Origin of the sequence: Jiangella gansuensis DSM 44835, from assembly GCF_000515395.1 — a bacterium.
GTDB lineage: Bacteria > Actinomycetota > Actinomycetes > Jiangellales > Jiangellaceae > Jiangella > Jiangella gansuensis.
The window spans coordinates 2,682,290-2,698,375 of sequence record NZ_KI911782.1 but is presented as its reverse complement, the minus strand read 5'-3'; the positions used below and the strand labels follow the sequence as shown (position 1 = coordinate 2,698,375).

Below are 16,086 nucleotides of genomic sequence, written 5' to 3'. Positions count from 1 at the left end.
CCCGCCGGTCACTGCGTGGACCGGGCTAGCGACCAGGCGCGGAAATCCTCCTCGATGGGCTCGGGCCACGCCGGGACGTCGATCTCTCCGCTCGAATAGCGCCCCTCGGCGATGCGCTGCTTGGCGAAGTGGTCGCGGTCGCGGATGAGTTCGCCTTGCCGGACGATCTCTTCGGCCAGGTGCGGCGGGATGAACGTGACGCCGCCCCTGGTCCCGAAGACGACGTCACCTGGCAGGACGGTCGTCAGGCCGATTCGGACGGGGATGTTCACACCGGCCAGGGTGACGTTGCGGATGGGCGTGGGGTCGGTGTCGCGATAGTAGAAGTTCGCGTTCGTCAGACTGCTGAGCCCGGTGAGATCGCGCACGCCGCCATCGATCACGGCGCCCGCCTGGGTGCGCACGGCCACCGCGGATCCCAGGTTGTCGCCGATCACCGTGCCTTCCGAGACCTTGCCGAAGATGTCCGCGACCATGACGTCACCGGCCACGAGGGAGTCGACGACCCACGTGTTCTGCTGCGAGCCCGCCGCAAAACCCCGATCCCGGCCGGCGGCGTCGACGGCGTCGTTGAGGTCGGGGCGGATCGGTAGGTACTGCGAGGTCACGGCCCGGCCCACGAGCGGGCGATCCTGGGTCGAGCGCCAGCCGCCGACGTACTGATACGGGTATCCGTTCTCGTCGAGCACGTGCCACGCGTGCTCGGCCGTGAGTGCCGCGAGCCGTCCCAAGGTGTCCTCGGGAACCCGCGGCCGGCCGTCCTCGAACCGGTCCCCCGTCCATGCCGACGTGAGCCGAACCAACTCGGCACGAGACATCTCCATCATCTACGCGTCTCCTTTACGGTTGCCGTTCGCTCGCCCGGTAGCGGGCAGGTGAATGCCTGTCGCGGCGACTCAGCGTAGCTTTATAGAACGTATTGCGCAGAGCGCAACGTGCGCTTAGTCCTCTAGGCGGCTGGGGCGCGGCGAGGGCCGGCCGAACACGAGGCGCAACCAACTGAAGTTGCGAGCGATTACAGTTCTCATCTAGGTTCTGTCCCGACCTAGAGAGGCCACCGTGACCACCCGTTCCGTCCCGCGCCGAGCCGCGCCGGTCGCCGACAGTCCGCCGCACCGGCCCGGGCTGCGGCGACGCCGATACGTGACGTCATCGCTGTGTGCGGCGCTGGTCATGGCGATACTGGGCCTCGTCGTGGTGTCCAGTGCCGTCGGGCCGGTGGCTGTCGGCGTCGTCGACGCGGCGCGCATCGTGCTGGGCCACCTCGTCCCGGGGATGCCGTGGATGACGGACGGGAGTCTGACGCAGCTGCAGGACCAGGCGGTGTGGAACTTCCGGCTCCCGCGCGCGTTGCTGGCGGGCGTCGCCGGTGCCGGGTTGGCGCTGGCGGGAGCGGTGATGCAGGTGATCGTGCGCAACCCGCTGGCCGAGCCGTACATCCTGGGCGTCTCATCCGGCGCGAGCGTGGGCGCGGTGCTGGTGATCGTCGCCGGCTCGACGGCGGTCGCGGGCCTCTCGCTGAGCGCCGCGGCCTTCGTCGGTGCCCTCGGCGCCAGCGTTCTGGTGGCGATGTTCGCCCGGCAGCGGGGTCAGCTGTCGCCGACCCGGATGATCCTCTCCGGAGTGGCACTCGGGACGTTGTTCAGCGCGATCACGAGCTACCTGACGGTCACGACCGACGCCCAGAACGTCGTGAGCGTCCTGTTCTTCCTGCTGGGGAGTGTCTCCGCGGCCACGATGCCGAGCCTGATCGGGCCGGCGATCGCCCTTGTGGTCGCCTGCGTGGTGGTGGGAACGCAGCTGCGGCCCATGAACGCCCTGCTGACCGGCGACGAGTCGGCGACGGCGCTCGGTGTGAACGTGGCCCGGCTGCGCGGCCTGCTGCTGCTCGTGGCCTCACTGCTCACGGGCGCGATCGTGTCGGTCAGCGGCGGCATCGGGTTCGTCGGGCTGGTCATCCCGCATGTGGCACGGATCCTGGTCGGCTCGGACCATCGGCGGATGCTGCCGGTCACGGTCCTCGGCGGTGCGGCGTTTCTGATGCTCGCCGACCTGCTCGCCCGGACGGTCGCCGAACCCACGGAGATCCCGCTCGGCATCCTGACCGCCTTCGTCGGAGCGCCGTTCTTCCTCTGGCTGATGCGGCGCGGCTCGGCATCTCGCGCGGGGTTCGACCGATGAGGGTGGTGTTCGACGACCTCACCGTCGCGCTCGGTGGCACCGACGTGGTGCGGTCGGTGTCCATGGCGGTCGAGGACGGCCGGTTCGTCGGGCTGCTGGGTCCCAACGGCAGTGGGAAGTCCACCCTGTTGCGCACGTTGTACCGGGCGGTCACCCCACGAGCGGGACGGGCCCTGCTGAACGAGGACGACGTCCGGCGGCTGCGGCCGCGTGACGTGGCCCGCGCGGTGGCCGTGATGCTCCAGGAGACGTCCGCCGAGTTCGATCTCACGGTCCTCGAGGTCGTACTCCTCGGCCGGGTGCCGCACCGCTCGTCGTTCGGGCGCGACACGGCACAGGATCTGCGGATCGCCGAGGAGGCGCTCGTCCGCGTCGGGGCGCTCGAGCTGGCCGACCGCATGGTCGGGCAGCTGTCCGGAGGGCAGAAACAACGCGTCATGCTCGCCCGGGCGCTCGCGCAGGCCGGCCCGGTCCTGGTCCTGGACGAGCCGACGAACCACCTCGACATCGCCCATCAGCTGGAGCTGATGCGCATCGTCGGCAGCCTCGACCGAACGGTCATCGCCGCGCTGCACGACCTCAATCTCGCGGCCGCGCACTGCGACGAGGTCGCCGTTCTCAAGGACGGCCGGCTCGTCGCGTACGGCCCACCTCGTGACGTCTTGACCAGGGAACTCGTGCGGCAGGTCTTCGACGTCGACGCTCGTTTCCTGCCCGATCCCGAGACCGGCCGGACGGTCCTCGCCTTCGGTCACCCGCAGGCCCCGTCCGCATCCACCGTCATCCGCCCCGAACCCGAAGGAGCGACCACCCCATGAGTTCCACCTCCGCTCGCAGCGCCCGAACCTCCGCCGTCGTGACGGGGTTCGCTGTGGCCCTCACGCTGGCCGGCTGCGGCACGTCCGTGACGGAATCGGCCCCCGCCGCCGACGGCGACGCCGCCGAAGCGACGACCATCCAGAACTGCGGCCGCGATGTCACGATCACCGGGACCCCGAGCGCCGTCGTCGGGCTCAGCCCGTCGCAGACCGAGCTGCTGCTTCGCCTCGGGCTCTCCGACCGCATGGTCGGACAGGCGCAGGTGGGCACCAAGACGCTGCCCGACGACGTGGCGGAGCTCGCCACGGACATCCCCGTCCTGGGTGATGCGACGCCGCCCAGCCGCGAGGAGCTCCTCGGTGCCGAACCGGACTTCGTGTTCTCGCCGACGACGTACGAGTTCACCGCCGAACAGGGGTTCGCGAGCATCGAGCAGCTCGAACAGGCCGGGGTCGCCGCCTACGTCGCCACCGGCGGGTGTTTCGACCGCCGGATGGAGGGAACCGTCGACGACCTCTTCGTGGACCTGCGGAACCTGGGACAGATCTTCGGAGCCGAGGACGAGGCCGAGGCACTCGTCGAGCAGGCACAGGCAGAGCTCGACGAGGTGGCCGCCGCGATCGACGGCCGGCAGCGGCCTCGGGTCGCGCAGGTCTACGTCGAGGGCAGCACACTCACCGCGATCGGTGCCGGCGTCGAGTACGACATGCTGAGACTGGCCGGCGCCGACAACGTGTTCGGACCCGACGACCCGGCGTTCGCCGACTTCTTCGCCGCGCAGATCAGTCCCGAGACGCTGGCCGCGGAGGCCCCGGACGCCCTCGTCTTCGCCGCCGCCGACGACGCCCAGGAGCAAGCCACCCGCGAGTACCTGACCACGACCTTCCCGGATCTGCCCGCGGTCCGGGACGGGAGGCTCATCGCCATCTCCTCGGCCGACACGTTCCCGGGGACCCTCGGCAACGTGTCGGTGGTGCGGCAGGTCGCCGAACAGCTCTACCCCGACGCCTTCTAGGGATGATCCACCGCCGACTGCTGCAGCTGGCCGGCCTGGTACCGGGGCACATCGCCCTCGTGGCCGCGACCACGTTGGCCGTGACCGCGCTGCACGTGCTCTTCGCGCTGCAGGTCGCGGCAGCCCTCGCCGCGCTCGTCGCGGCCGAGCTCGATCGCGTGGTCGACGGGTTGCCGTGGCTGGGACTCACCGCGGTGGCCCGCGCCGTCCTGGTCTGGGCACGGGAGGTCATCACCGCTCGGTGCGGCATCGCCATCCGGGCGCGGCTGCGCGACCGCCTCCTCGCCCAGCTGGTCACGCTGGGGCCTGCCTACACCCAGGGCGGTCGAGCGGGCTCGATCACGGCGACGCTGGTCGACGGCGTCGAAGGTCTCGACGCCTACTACTCCCGCTACCTGCCCCAGCTGGCCGTCGTCACCGTCGTACCGCTCGCCCTCGTGGTCGCAGTCGCCGCCCAGTCGCCGGCCGCGGGCGGCGTGCTCGGGGTCGCGGTTCTGGTCGCCGTGATCGCGCCCCGGTTCTCCGACGCCCGTCTCCTGGCCACCGGGCGGAGCAGGTGGGCGCGGTTCGAGCGTCTGTCGGCCGACTACCTCGAGGCCGTCCAGTCGATGCCCTTGCTCAGGGTCTTCGGCGCCGGGGCCCGCACCGGCGACCGCCTGCGCACGCGGTCGGAAGAGTTGCACGAGCACACGATGGCCCAGCTACGGATCTCTCTGGTGGAGAGCGCGGTCAGCGCCACCGCGCTGCACCTCGGCACCGTACTCACCGTGGTCGTCGCCATTGCGAGCCTGCCCAGCGGCTCGGAGGCCGGCGCCTCCCTGCTGGGCACCCTCCTCCTGGCGCGCGAGTGTTTCCGGCCGATCGGTGAGCTCAGCGGACACTGGCACGCCGGGTACCTCGGCCTCACCGCCGTCGACGGGCTCGACGCACTCCTGTCGGCCCGGCCCACCGTGACCGACTCCGGGTCGTACGCCGAGCCGGCGCCGTTCGGTGCCTCGGTCGCGTTCGAACGGGTGACCTTCCGGTATCCGGGCAGCAGCTCCGGTGTCACCGAGGTCAGCTTCCGGGTCCCGTCCGGCGCGACGGTCGCCCTGGTCGGACCGTCGGGCTCGGGCAAGAGCACGCTGGCCCGGCTGCTCGAACGCGAACACGACCCGGACGCGGGCGTGATCAACCTGGACGGGCGCGACCTGCGGGACTACACCCTCGACGCCCTGCACCGAAGCCTCGCCGTGGTCGCGCAGGACACCTACCTGTTCGCCGGTTCCGTCCGTGACAACCTCGCGCTGCACCGGCCCGGCGCCACCGACGACGAGTTGCGCGCCGCGGCCGCCGCGGCCGACATCGCCGCCTTCGTCGAGGCCCTCCCCGACGGCTACGACACCGTCCTCGACGAGCACGCGGCCCGGCTCTCCGGCGGGCAGCGGCAGCGTCTCGCGATAGCCCGAGCACTCGTGGCGCGACCATCCGTACTCGTCCTCGACGAAGCCACCTCGTCGCTCGACGTCGACACCGAACGGCGCGTCCTCGACGGCATCGAACGCGCCACCCCCGGCTCCACGAAAATCGTCATCGCGCACCGCGACACCGCCACCCGACATGCCGGGACGGTGCTCCGCGTCGATGATGGCCGCCTGGGGCCCGCCGCGCACGTCGCGGTGGCGGCCGCATCGGTGGCGGCCGTACCGACCTCGGACGGACGATCATGAGCGCCGTCCGCCGGCTGGTGCCGGTGATCGCGAGCCGGCCCCGTCCCCTGGTCGAGACCCTGGTGTGCAACGTCGTCGTCCAGCTCGGCACCCTCGGGATCGCGGCCGGCCTCGCCCTGCTCATCGGCCGGTCCCTCGCCGGCCACCCGGTACACCTGGGTGTCGCCGCGGCGGTCCTCGCCGCCGCGGCCGTGGTCACCGCGCTGGCGACCTGGCGGGAGGCGATGGCCTCGCACGACCTCGCCTACGGGCTGATCGGGATCCTCCGCGACCGCATCTTCACCAGCCTGCGCCGCAGCCTCCCCGACCGCCGGCACCGCCGCCGCAGCGGCGACCTGACCAGCACGGCACTCGCCGACGTCGAAACGCTCGAGTGGCTCTACGCACACACCGTCGCCCAGACGGTCACCGCGGCCCTGGTGCTGGTGGTGACCGTGACGGGCAGCGTGCTGATCACACCCTGGCTGTTGCTGATCTGGGTTCCATTGCTCGTCGCCGGCGTCGCCACCCCGTGGCTGACCTCCCGCGTCGCGCGCCGCCAAGCCGCCGCCCTCGCCGTCGACGGCGTCGCACTCCGATCCGACATCATCGACACCATCCAGGGGCTGCGCGAACTGCGCGGCGCCAGCGCCCTGGACGAGCGGCGCCGACACATCGCGGCGCGCACCTCGTCCATGACCGGCACGCAGGCGAAGGTCGCCTCCCGGCTCGGCCTCGAACGCGCGATCGCCGACACCCTGCTCGCGCTCGCCGCCGTCGGAGCGCTCGCCGTCGCCGCACTCACCCACGACACGCTCGCCCCCGAGCTCGCCCCCCTGGCCTTCACCATCTCCACCGCCGCGCTCGCACCGGCCGCGCAGATCTCCGACCTGCTCCGCAATGCCGGCACCCTGCGCGAATCGGCCCAGCGGATCGTCGAGATCCTCGACCGCCCGCCCGCCACCAGCGAGCCCGCGCCGACCTGCAGGCACTTCGACGACCTCGGCACCGGTCTGGAGTTCCGTGACGTCTCGTTCAGCTACGAGGAGGGCCGAGCAGTCCTCGACGGCGTCTCCTTCGCCGTCCGTCCCGGAGAGACCGTCGCCCTCGTCGGCCCGTCGGGGGCGGGCAAGACGACCTGCGCCCGGCTCGCGCTGCGCCTGTGGGACCCCGACGACGGCACCGTCCTCATCGCGGGGCACGACGCCGCGACGCTCCCCGACGCGCGGCTGCGCGAACTCGTCACCGCGGTGCCGCAGGACGCCCCCGTCCTCACCGGGACGATCGAGTCCAACCTGCGGCTCGGTGCGCCGGCGGCACCGGCCCACGACCTGCAGGACGCCGCGGAGCAGGCCGGGATCCTCGAGCCCGGCGCCGGGCTCCCCCACGGCCTCGCCACCGAGGTCGGCGAGCGCGGGGCCGGACTGTCCGGCGGGCAACGCGCCCGCGTCGCCATCGCCCGCGCCCTGGTCAACCGCCCAGCCGTCCTCATCCTCGACGAAGCCACCGCCGCCCTGGACCCGGACGCCGACGCCGCCATCTCCGCGTTCCTCCGGCAACCGAGCACCCGCGCCACCCTCGTGATCGCCCACCGTCCCGCCACCATCGCCGCCTGCGACCGCATCATCCGGCTCCACGACGGCCGGCTCGCCGACGACGACACCACGCGTACACAGCCGCGCTGACGCACGCGATGTGCGAATCGATGACGTCGGTGGCCTCCGGCTGCGGCCCCTTACCCAGGTAGCCGTCCAGTAAGAGGTACACGGCTGCCGGCCTGCGTGGATGTCCGATGTGCCGGTCCTGCCCTCAGGACGAATCTCGTCAGTGACGACAGCGTTCGAGGAGGACGTCATGAACACGCTGGAGATCGTCCAAGCCGAGATCGCCTACCGCCAGCAGGAGGTGGACCGCATGGTCGCGCACGCCGCCCAGGCCGCCCGAGCCGCCTTCCGTAGCATCCGCGACCGGATCCGCGACGGTGATCGGGTGCACCACGACCCGGAGTGACCGATCCACACCGCTCCGGGGCGGACGTCGCTTCTGACAACAGAATGCCGAGGTGCCCGACGCGCGTCGGACAGTAGAGGCCTGAGCGTCGATCTGGCGTGTCAGCCGCGACACGCCAGACCCGCCGGACCCGGCTGCGTCACATCTTCTCGCCAGGCAGGTGGCTGGCCTGCTCGATCCAGGATCGGAACTGGTCCTCGGCCACGGCATCGTTCTCGTGGATGTCGAGGTTGCGGATCTCGTCGTGCTTGCGTCAGAACACATACGTAGCAGTCGGGCCCGCCGCAGCCTCACATCCGGGATCTCAGCACGTCGACCTCGCAGCCTGGCGCGAAAGGGTCGAAGCCGTGTTCGATCAGCCAGCGAACCGCCAGCATGCTTCGCAACGACCACCACGCGTGGATCACGTCGAGGTCGATGTCGGTGCCGTAGCCGGCGATGACGTCGTCGAGGTGCTCCTCGTGTCCGAGCGTGAAGGTGGCGAGGTCGTGCAGGGCATCACCCTGGCCCGCCTCGGACCAGTCGATGATGCCGGTGACCTCCTCGCCGTCGACGAAGACGTGCGCGATCTGCAGGTCGCCGTGTGTGAACGCCGGAGTCCACGGCCGGAGCGCGGCCTCGGCGACCTGGCGGTTGCGGGTGACCAGGTCAGCGGGCAGGACACCGTTCGTCACGAGCAGCTCGCACTCGTCGTCGAGTTCCGCGGCCAGCGCGACGATGCTCCGGCCGGCTCGGCCGGGCAGGGGCGGCAGGGGCGCTTCGTGCAGCTGTCGGATGGCGGCGCCCGCCGCGGCCCACGCCGCCGGCGACCCGGTCGACGGCCCGCCGAGGCGCCCAAGCGTCGTCCCCGCGAGGGCGGCGATCGCGAGCACGGGCGGCTTGCGCCACAGGATCTCCGGGGTCGGGACCGGCGCGAGGGACATCGCCTCGACCTCGACGTCGACGCGCGCCTGATCGGCGTCCACCTTCAAGAACACGTCGCCGACCCGCAAAGTCACGCGCTCGGAATGGGCGACGACCACTTCGAGCTGATCCATGGGCGACCAGTATCCCGGCGACGATCACCGACGTCGCCGGGTTTGTCGCGTGCGAAACGCGGCTGACCGTGTCCCGCTACCCGGCGGCCTCGTGCACGACACCGACCTCTGGCCAGCGTCAAGCCCACCCCCTTGTGGACCGCTGTCAACCGGAGGATCGAACCGTCGGGTTCCACAGCTCGGCCGCCCGGCCGGCGGCGAGATGCTGTTCATAGGTCTGGACTTTGCCGGAAATGACGGCGAGATCACCCTCCAGTTGTGCGATCTTGGCGCGGACGTGCCGTTCGTGGTCACGCAGCATTTCCAGCCGTGCGGCCTCGTTCCCGGGCCCTTCACGCACGAGGTCGGCGAATCTCAGGATGCTCGCGATCGGCATCCCCGAAGCGCGGAAGCGGTTGCACAGGTGCAGCCATTCGACGTCCTCGGCGGAATACCTTCGGCGCCCGGTTGCCGTGCGAGGTATGGGGCGTAGGAACAGGCCTTCCTCTTCGAAGTAGCGAAGGGCGTGCACGCTCAGCCCCGTTGCCACAGCGACATCACCAATGGACAGGTCGTCACTCACTCTCCCGCGCTCCTTGACCTAGAGTTCACTCGAGAATCTACCGTCGTCGGCATGCTCACTCCGACCTCCCTGAACAGCGGCTTCGGTCACGACTCCACCACATCCGACGTCCTCGAAGGCATCGAGCTGTCGCGCCGGTTCGCGATCGTCACCGGCGGCTACTCCGGCCTCGGCCTGGCGATGACACATGCGCTCACCGACGCCGGAGCGGACGTGCTCGTCCCGGCCCGACGACCAGACGTGGCTCGCTCCGCGCTGCGCGACATCCCTAGGGCCTCCACAGCGCAGCTGGACCTCGCCGACCAGGCGAGTATCCGCACGTTCGCGCGCGACGTCCTCGCCACCGGCCGGCCGATCGACATTCTGATCAACGCTGCCGGCATCATGCACGGACCACGGACGCTCGTCGGTCCCGGATGGGAAGCGCACTTCGCGGTCAACCATCTCGGGCACTTCACCCTGACGACGATGTTGCTGCCCGCGCTCGCCACTGGAGCGCGCGTCGTGGGACTCTCATCGGCCGGCCATTTCCTCTCCGACATCCGCTGGCACGACCCGCACTTCTCCCGGGCCGGTGAATACGACCAGCGGACCGCCTACGGGCAATCGAAAACGGCCGTGGCGCTCTTCGCCCTGCATCTCGACACGCTGCTCACGCCCCGAGGCGCCCACGCATTCGCGGTGCATCCTGGCAGCATCCTCACACCGCTTCAGCGCGAGGTGCCGCTGCAGACCCAACGCGAACTGGGCTGGATCGCCGGCGAGTCCGACAAGCCCGCGCCCGGCTTCAAGACCGCCGAACAGGGTGCCGCGACCGCGATCTGGGCAGCGACCTCGCCACTCCTCGAGCACCACGGCGGCGCCTACTGCCAGGACTGCGACATCGCCGAACCGGCCACCTCCGACGACATGCTCGTCGGCGGCGTCAAACCCTGGATCCTCGACCATAACGCCGCCGCCCGGCTCTGGCGCATGTCAGCCGACCTCACCGGCACCGATGTCGACCGGCACCATCGGGGCACAGGTGGATAGTCACGCCGACGTCGATACGAGATCACCAGCGAACAGCCCGACGGCCGGTCACAAGTTGAGTCTCTCCGGGCCACCATGATCGCAACCCGCCAGGCCGCCAACCCGGACGCCCAGCGTCAAAGCAGATCGCGTACCGATTAGGTTCTCGCGCCGCGCCCCTCACCCGCAGCGCCACATCGGCCGCTACCCGCTCTGGCTCGTCGATGACCTCGAGGCGTGGAAGGCCGGGCGGCCTGGCAACGGGTGGCGTGGTCGGCCCTAGGTCAGCTCGTGCTGGGTGTCGCGTAGTAGTCCGCGAGCATCTGCGACGGCCAGCTCGGTTCGTGGACGTCACCGCGCGGACCCATGACCGAGAACCACGGCTTGATGTCCAGCACGGGCGTCCCGTCCACGGCGTCCAGGTCCTCCACGTGCAGGTCCAGCCCGTCGACGGCGAGCAATCGGCACCGCGAGACGCCAAGCCAGTTCAGGCGGCGCATGTTCCGGTGCCCGAATGTGCCGACCTCCGGCCAGTCCGGGTTGTCGCGCGGCCGGCGGGCGCCGAGATGCAGGTCAGTCGTATCGGTGAGGTGGAAGCGGAAGACGACCTCGAGATGCGAGAACTCGTCCAGACCTTTCGTGGCGTCTGCCGTGAAGCGGTCCGAGTCGATCCGGATGATCGAGCGGGTGCCGCCCCATCAGTCGTCGCTCGGCTCCACCCGCCCATCGACGACCTGCGCCACCGGCACGACCTCGTACGACTCAGCCATGATCACCCTTCCGGACGGCAGCGCTCGGCGTAGACCCACGACACCTTGTCGATCAAGCGGTGAGGCTCACCGTATCGAGATAGTCCGTGGCCCAGGCGTCCAGCTCCGCGGCAGCCCGACGGCGGCGTCGTCATGCTCAGCATCACCAAGGAACTCGCCGGCGGGCACGCGCTGGTGCTCTCTGGGCGGGTGTCGGGCGACGACGTTCGTCGTGGACCGTCAGTGACCCAGCATCCAGGTCCGGGGCACCGACGCGGTTGGACTCAAACAGACCAGGACCATCACACAGATACCCTGCGAAGGCCTGACCGGGGTGATCGATAACTACTCTGACCTGGGTGGGCGATACTGGGATCGAACCAGTGACCTCTTCGGTGTGAACGAAGCGCTCTCCCGCTGAGCTAATCGCCCGGGCGCGAGCAGAACCATACCGCACCACGGCGCCGAGACAGAAACCGCCGGGCGAGTTTCGCGTTGCGCGATGTCCGAGTTGGGCAGACACTACTGGCCATGTACTCGTCGACCATCAGGTATCCGCTGGCCCTGCGGCTGCTCGACGACGCCGACGAGGGTGAGCGGTACATCCAGGCGCAGTTGTGCTACACCGCGTCCGATCCGCTCGCGGTCACCGCCGTGTTCGACACGACCGCGCGGGAACCCGTCCCGTGGATCTTCGCCCGCGACCTGCTGGGCGCCGGGCTGGACGAGCCGAGCGGCCACGGCGACATCACCATCTGGCCGGCGCTCGACGCGCACGGCACGCCGACGGTGCGGATCCGGTTGCGCTCCCCTGAAGGGGATGCGGCGCTGGAGGCTCCCGCGTCGGCTGTCGAGGACTTCCTGATCCAGACCTGGTCGCTGGTTCCGCGCGGCCTGGAGGGCCACCTTCTGAGCATCGACGCGGTGCTGGACTCGCTGCTCGACCGTACCTGACCGGACGTCGCTGTTGTGCAGCGCGCACCCGTCGATTACGGTCTTCTGCACCCGAGATCCCGGCTACGCGAGGTAGAACACCCGTGACTTTCAGCCACGACGTCGAACACTCCCTCGAGGTCGTCGTCGACCTGGTGAACACCGATCCGACGGCAACCGGCACCGAGGGTCTGCCCGATGTCGGCGCGCTGCGCGCGTTCATCGACACTCACAAGATCAGTGAGATCGAGTCCGTCACCGATGACGACCTCCGCGACGTGCGCGACCTGCGGCCCAGGCTGCGCGAGGTGTTCGGGGCCGTCGGTACGTCGCGTGCCGCGCTGCTGGTGAACAAGCTGCTCGAGGGCGCCCGCGTGACACCGCGGCTGACCGACCACGACGACTACTCGTGGCACATGCACTACTTCGCGCCCGGTTCCGCGCCGGCCGAGCACCTGCTCATCGACGCCGGGATGGCGTTGTCGTTCGTGGTAGTGGCCGGCGAGCAGGAGCGGTTGCAGATCTGTTCCGCACCTGACTGCCAGCGGGTCCTGGTGGACCTGTCGCGCAACCGTTCCAAGCGCTACTGCGACAGCCGCACCTGCGGCAACCGGCTGCACGTCGCCGCCTACCGCGAGCGCCAGCGGGCCGCCGCCGTCTGACGAACTACGGTTCGGGGTCTGCGGCGCTGCGCTCGGCGAACACCGTCGCCAGTCGCGCGGTGACCGGCCCGGGAGCCGCCAGCTCACGTCGTCGGGAACCCCAGTCCACGGCGGAGACCGCCTGGACGTCGCGCGTCGTCGAGGTGAGAAAGATCTCCTCGGCGCGGTCGAGCACCTCGAGGTCGAGCTCCGCCTCTTCGGCGTCGGTCCATTCGAGCACCAGGTCACGGGTGACGCCGGCCAGGCAACCGGTGGACGTCGGCGGCGTCAGCACCTGCCCGTCGACGACGACGAAGACGTTGCTGCCGGTGCCCTCGCACAGCCGGCCACGGGTGTCGGCGCAGATGGCTTCGGTGGCACCCACCTGGGCGGCGCGAGCCAGCGCGACGACGTTCTCGGCGTACGACGTGGTCTTCAACCCGGCCAGCGCGCCTCGCTCGTTGCGCGGCCACGGCACCACGGCCACCGTCGTGACCGGCGGCATCGGCGCGGCGGCCGCCATGGCCACGACGAGCGTCGGCCCGGCGTCGCCGCGCTGGGAACCGAGCGGGCCGAAGCCACCGGTGTACGTGATGCGCAGCCGGTACATGCCCTGCCCGGCCTGGGCGGCCACGGCCGCACACGCCTTCGTGACCGTCGACTCGTCCGGCGCGGGCAGACCCAGCCCGGCCGCGGACCGGCCCAGCCGCGCCAGGTGCCGGCCCAGCGCGAACGGCACGCCGCCGACCACCTTCACCGTCTCGAAGACACCGTCACCCACGGTGAGGCCGTGGTCGAAGGCGCTCACCTTCGCGTCGGCCTCGTCCAGCAGTTCACCGTCGACCCAAGTCAGCACGAGGCCAAGCCTACGAGGCGCTCCGCCTTCAGCTCCGTCTCGGCCCATTCCCGTTGCGGGTCCGAGCCCCAGGTGATGCCGGCGCCGGTGCCGAAACGCAGGACGCCGTCGTCGGCCCAGAACGTACGGATGCCGACGGCCAGCTCACCTTCGCCGGTGTCGGCGTCGACCCAGCCGATGGCACCGCAGTACGGCCCGCGCGGCACCGGCTCCAACGCCTCGATGGCATCTAGCGCGCTCGACTTCGGTGCTCCGCTGACCGATCCGGGCGGGAACGTGGCCGCGAACAGCTCCGGCCAGCCCGCTCCGGGCCGCAGTCGGCCACTCACCGTCGACACCAGGTGCACGAGGCCCGGGTGCGGCTCGACCGCCAGCAGGTCGTCGACGACGACGGTGCCCGTACGGCACACCCGCGACAGGTCGTTGCGGACCAGGTCGACGATCATCACGTTCTCGGCGGCGTCCTTCGCTGCCAGGTCCCGCCGGGTGCGCCCGGTCCCCTTGATCGGCGACGACGTCACCTGCTCGCCGTCGCGACGCAGGAACAGCTCCGGCGACGCCGTCACGACCCGCGCGCCGGGCACGTCCACCAGTCCCGCGAACGGCGCGGGGTGACGCTCCTGGAGCCGGTTCGCCAGCGGCAGCAGGCCGTCGGCGGGGGCCGGCAACTCGGCGGCCAGCATCCGGCACACGTTGACCTGGTAGACCGTGCCCGCCGCGATGAGCTCCCGAACCGCCCGGACGGCGCCGACGTAGCCGTCACGGTCCAGCGACGACGTCCAGTCGTCGGCTCCGGGCCCCTTCCATGGCCGCTCCGCGTGCGGCAGCGGCGCCGGTTCCCACCGGTCGAACCGGGCACACGTGACCTGGCCCTCGAAGGTGACGACGACGGCCCACCGGCCACCGCCGTCCAAGACCCGCAGGTCGTCGGACAGCTCGTTCAGGCCGGTGGCCAGCATCCCACCCAGGTACGCGAGGGGGCGCGACGACTCGTCCACGCCACGCGACGCTACCGGGTTTGGCGACGGCGGCATCGATGGGCTAATGTTTCACCCGCACCGCAGTTCGGGCTCCGGCCCAGACAGGTGCATGCGGACGTAGCGCAGTTGGTAGCGCATCACCTTGCCAAGGTGAGGGTCGCGGGTTCGAGTCCCGTCGTCCGCTCGGAGCGAGGCTTTCGGCCTCATCACGGTGGAGTGGCCGAGAGGCGAGGCAACGGCCTGCAAAGCCGTCTACACGGGTTCAAATCCCGTCTCCACCTCGGCACGAAGACTGGGGCGATTAGCTCAGCGGGAGAGCGCTTCCCTGACACGGAAGAGGTCACTGGTTCAATCCCAGTATCGCCCACCCAGCTCAAAGGCCCTATCGATCTTGTCGATAGGGCCTTTTCTTGACCGTGCAGCGGTAGTCATCATGTGTCCCAGCGCTACGCGCGACGCGCATGACGCCGGATCAGCGCAGGTTGGCGATCTTCACTCTCTCGTGCATGCTGCTCACCTGCGCACTACTCTTGCTCGGCGAGTGGCTGGGCTAGGCGCCAGACACGCATGGACGAGCCCGGATCGGGAATGTTTCAGGTGTCGGCGTTCCGCTCCTGGGTCGCGGGACGCCGCCGGCCCTGACCGCCCCAAACCAGCGGTCGGGGCCACCCCCGCGTGCGGCGTCGCCGTTGCACAGTGCTCACACTCCCCATGCCGCACCAGCTCGTCGGCAGCGTCGTCATCAGCTTCGTCGAAGGTCCGGGGGGTCATGTCGTCGCGGAGTGATCCCTGCACGGGGCGGTTGCTGGCCTCTCGTAACGCCAAGCATCGGAGTCCGGACGGAAAGCGTGACGACAGGCCAAGTCGTTACCAGTGGCCAGCAAGCGGGTCGGTGATCGCTCCGGTACGCCGTGACACGGCCCCGATGGACACCGCATCAGGCCGGTCGCCGTGCCGTCGCCGTGACGAGCGACCAGGTCGTTTCAAGATCCGGCACCGCGACGACGACTCCCCCACCCGGAACGGCCACCGCCTGCGTCGCGCTCTCGCGTCGCGGCAGCGGCAGGGTCCCCGGTCCCATGGCGTCCCGCAGCACGCCTCGTACGGCGGCGCTCACCGCGTCGCGGGAGCCCACCACGGCCACCGTCTGGCCGGCCGCGAGCGCCGACGCGAGGTCCGGACCACCGGCGTCCACCACGGTGTCGATGTTGGCGGCCGTCACCCCGCCGTCGCCATCGAGGAGCAGCGTGGAGCGCCGCAGAACGGCTTCGAGCGTCACCCGGTCGTCGGGCCAGTCACGGACGGCCACCCAATCGCCGGGCACCGGCCAGGCGGTGGCGTCGCCGGCCGCCGTGCACAGCAGTGCGCCCCCGTAGGTGGCTCGGATCGCGCCGGATCCGCCGGCCATGTCAGCACCGGCGTCGTCGACACGGCACACGCGCGCCGGCTGGTGGGAACCGCGGTAGGCGGCGAACCGCTGCTCGACGGCGGCGTTCCAGCCCAGCTGGCGCAGGCGGATCAGAGACGACGACATGCTGAGACCTCCGGTTCGGCGAGGCCTCCCGCGTCACTAGCGACGCGGCGGCCTCGAAGCGGGAGAGCAC

The 16,086-nt window shown here is 70.5% G+C and carries 15 protein-coding genes, 4 tRNA genes and 1 pseudogene; 12 read left to right on the top strand and 8 right to left on the bottom strand.

Going from position 1 to position 16,086, the window contains the following annotated elements; all coding sequences use genetic code 11:
- Positions 1 to 8: 8 nt before the first annotated feature.
- Positions 9 to 827 carry an RraA family protein gene (locus tag JIAGA_RS29515; RefSeq protein WP_035812498.1) on the bottom strand — a complete coding sequence of 273 codons (819 nt, stop codon included), beginning with the start codon at positions 825 to 827 and terminating at the stop codon, positions 9 to 11.
- 346 nt (positions 828 to 1,173) lie between these two features.
- Here JIAGA_RS29515 and JIAGA_RS0113030 point away from each other — a divergent pair, with 346 nt between their 5' ends.
- The 6 genes from JIAGA_RS0113030 to JIAGA_RS0113005 all read left to right on the top strand — a co-directional run bounded on the left by JIAGA_RS0113030 (position 1,174) and on the right by JIAGA_RS0113005 (position 7,713).
- Positions 1,174 to 2,181 carry an iron chelate uptake ABC transporter family permease subunit gene (locus JIAGA_RS0113030; protein WP_035814135.1) on the top strand — a complete coding sequence of 336 codons (1,008 nt, stop codon included), beginning with the start codon at positions 1,174 to 1,176 and terminating at the stop codon, positions 2,179 to 2,181.
- Complete coding sequence (locus JIAGA_RS0113025; protein WP_026875998.1) at positions 2,178 to 2,999, top strand: ABC transporter ATP-binding protein; 822 nt, start codon at positions 2,178 to 2,180, stop codon at positions 2,997 to 2,999. The genes JIAGA_RS0113030 and JIAGA_RS0113025 overlap by 4 nt, the downstream gene beginning before the upstream one ends.
- Complete coding sequence (locus JIAGA_RS0113020) at positions 2,996 to 4,015, top strand: ABC transporter substrate-binding protein (RefSeq protein WP_026875997.1); 1,020 nt, start codon at positions 2,996 to 2,998, stop codon at positions 4,013 to 4,015. Before JIAGA_RS0113025 ends, JIAGA_RS0113020 begins: the two co-directional genes overlap by 4 nt.
- Positions 4,016 to 4,017: 2 nt before the next feature.
- Positions 4,018 to 5,724, top strand: coding sequence for an ABC transporter ATP-binding protein/permease (locus JIAGA_RS0113015; protein ID WP_026875996.1), 1,707 nt, complete (start codon positions 4,018 to 4,020; stop codon positions 5,722 to 5,724).
- A complete protein-coding gene (locus JIAGA_RS29510; protein ID WP_051426031.1) occupies positions 5,721 to 7,388 on the top strand; it encodes an ABC transporter ATP-binding protein in 1,668 nt (555 codons plus the stop codon). Before JIAGA_RS0113015 ends, JIAGA_RS29510 begins: the two co-directional genes overlap by 4 nt.
- A gap of 142 nt (positions 7,389 to 7,530) precedes the next feature.
- Positions 7,531 to 7,713: a hypothetical protein gene (locus JIAGA_RS0113005; RefSeq protein WP_026875995.1), complete on the top strand. Its 183-nt coding sequence runs from the start codon at positions 7,531 to 7,533 to the stop codon at positions 7,711 to 7,713.
- 290 nt (positions 7,714 to 8,003) lie between these two features.
- On the opposite strand, the gene JIAGA_RS0113000 is transcribed toward JIAGA_RS0113005, so the two are convergent.
- Together JIAGA_RS0113000 and JIAGA_RS0112995 are read right to left on the bottom strand one after the other, a co-directional pair.
- Positions 8,004 to 8,750 (bottom strand): phosphotransferase family protein, encoded by a 747-nt coding sequence (locus JIAGA_RS0113000; RefSeq protein WP_026875994.1) that lies wholly within the window; start codon positions 8,748 to 8,750, stop codon positions 8,004 to 8,006.
- A gap of 145 nt (positions 8,751 to 8,895) precedes the next feature.
- The gene (locus tag JIAGA_RS0112995) at positions 8,896 to 9,312 is read right to left on the bottom strand and encodes a MerR family transcriptional regulator (RefSeq protein ID WP_026875993.1); all 417 of its coding nucleotides are present in this window, start codon (positions 9,310 to 9,312) and stop codon (positions 8,896 to 8,898) included.
- A gap of 51 nt (positions 9,313 to 9,363) precedes the next feature.
- On the opposite strand from JIAGA_RS0112995, the gene JIAGA_RS0112990 reads away from it, so the two are divergent.
- Positions 9,364 to 10,344 (top strand): oxidoreductase, encoded by a 981-nt coding sequence (locus tag JIAGA_RS0112990; protein WP_026875992.1) that lies wholly within the window; start codon positions 9,364 to 9,366, stop codon positions 10,342 to 10,344.
- 263 nt (positions 10,345 to 10,607) lie between these two features.
- On the opposite strand, the pseudogene JIAGA_RS29505 reads toward JIAGA_RS0112990, so the two are convergent.
- Both JIAGA_RS29505 and JIAGA_RS0112980 read right to left on the bottom strand, forming a co-directional pair.
- Positions 10,608 to 11,093: pseudogene (locus JIAGA_RS29505) on the bottom strand (SAM-dependent methyltransferase).
- 339 nt (positions 11,094 to 11,432) lie between these two features.
- Positions 11,433 to 11,504: transfer RNA gene (locus JIAGA_RS0112980), tRNA-Val, on the bottom strand.
- Positions 11,505 to 11,603: 99 nt separating this feature from the next.
- On the opposite strand from JIAGA_RS0112980, the gene JIAGA_RS0112975 reads away from it, so the two are divergent.
- Both JIAGA_RS0112975 and JIAGA_RS0112970 read left to right on the top strand, forming a co-directional pair.
- Positions 11,604 to 12,026 (top strand): SsgA family sporulation/cell division regulator, encoded by a 423-nt coding sequence (locus JIAGA_RS0112975; RefSeq protein WP_026875991.1) that lies wholly within the window; start codon positions 11,604 to 11,606, stop codon positions 12,024 to 12,026.
- A gap of 83 nt (positions 12,027 to 12,109) precedes the next feature.
- Positions 12,110 to 12,667: a CGNR zinc finger domain-containing protein gene (locus tag JIAGA_RS0112970; protein WP_026875990.1), complete on the top strand. Its 558-nt coding sequence runs from the start codon at positions 12,110 to 12,112 to the stop codon at positions 12,665 to 12,667.
- A 4-nt stretch (positions 12,668 to 12,671) separates the two neighbouring features.
- On the opposite strand, the gene JIAGA_RS0112965 is transcribed toward JIAGA_RS0112970, so the two are convergent.
- Positions 12,672 to 13,502 carry an aminotransferase class IV gene (locus tag JIAGA_RS0112965; RefSeq protein ID WP_026875989.1) on the bottom strand — a complete coding sequence of 277 codons (831 nt, stop codon included), beginning with the start codon at positions 13,500 to 13,502 and terminating at the stop codon, positions 12,672 to 12,674.
- Positions 13,496 to 14,536 carry a chorismate-binding protein gene (locus JIAGA_RS0112960; protein WP_051426030.1) on the bottom strand — a complete coding sequence of 347 codons (1,041 nt, stop codon included), beginning with the start codon at positions 14,534 to 14,536 and terminating at the stop codon, positions 13,496 to 13,498. Before JIAGA_RS0112960 ends, JIAGA_RS0112965 begins: the two co-directional genes overlap by 7 nt.
- 57 nt (positions 14,537 to 14,593) lie before the next feature.
- On the opposite strand from JIAGA_RS0112960, the gene JIAGA_RS0112955 reads away from it, so the two are divergent.
- The 3 genes from JIAGA_RS0112955 (at position 14,594) to JIAGA_RS0112945 (ending at position 14,849) form a co-directional block, all read left to right on the top strand.
- Positions 14,594 to 14,666, top strand: a tRNA-Gly gene (locus tag JIAGA_RS0112955).
- Positions 14,667 to 14,692: 26 nt separating this feature from the next.
- A tRNA-Cys gene (locus tag JIAGA_RS0112950) sits at positions 14,693 to 14,763 on the top strand.
- A 14-nt stretch (positions 14,764 to 14,777) separates the two neighbouring features.
- Positions 14,778 to 14,849: transfer RNA gene (locus JIAGA_RS0112945), tRNA-Val, on the top strand.
- A gap of 570 nt (positions 14,850 to 15,419) precedes the next feature.
- Here the strand turns inward: JIAGA_RS0112945 and JIAGA_RS33095 are convergent.
- Complete coding sequence (locus JIAGA_RS33095; protein WP_051426029.1) at positions 15,420 to 16,016, bottom strand: ribosome small subunit-dependent GTPase A; 597 nt, start codon at positions 16,014 to 16,016, stop codon at positions 15,420 to 15,422.
- Positions 16,017 to 16,086: the final 70 nt, after the last annotated feature.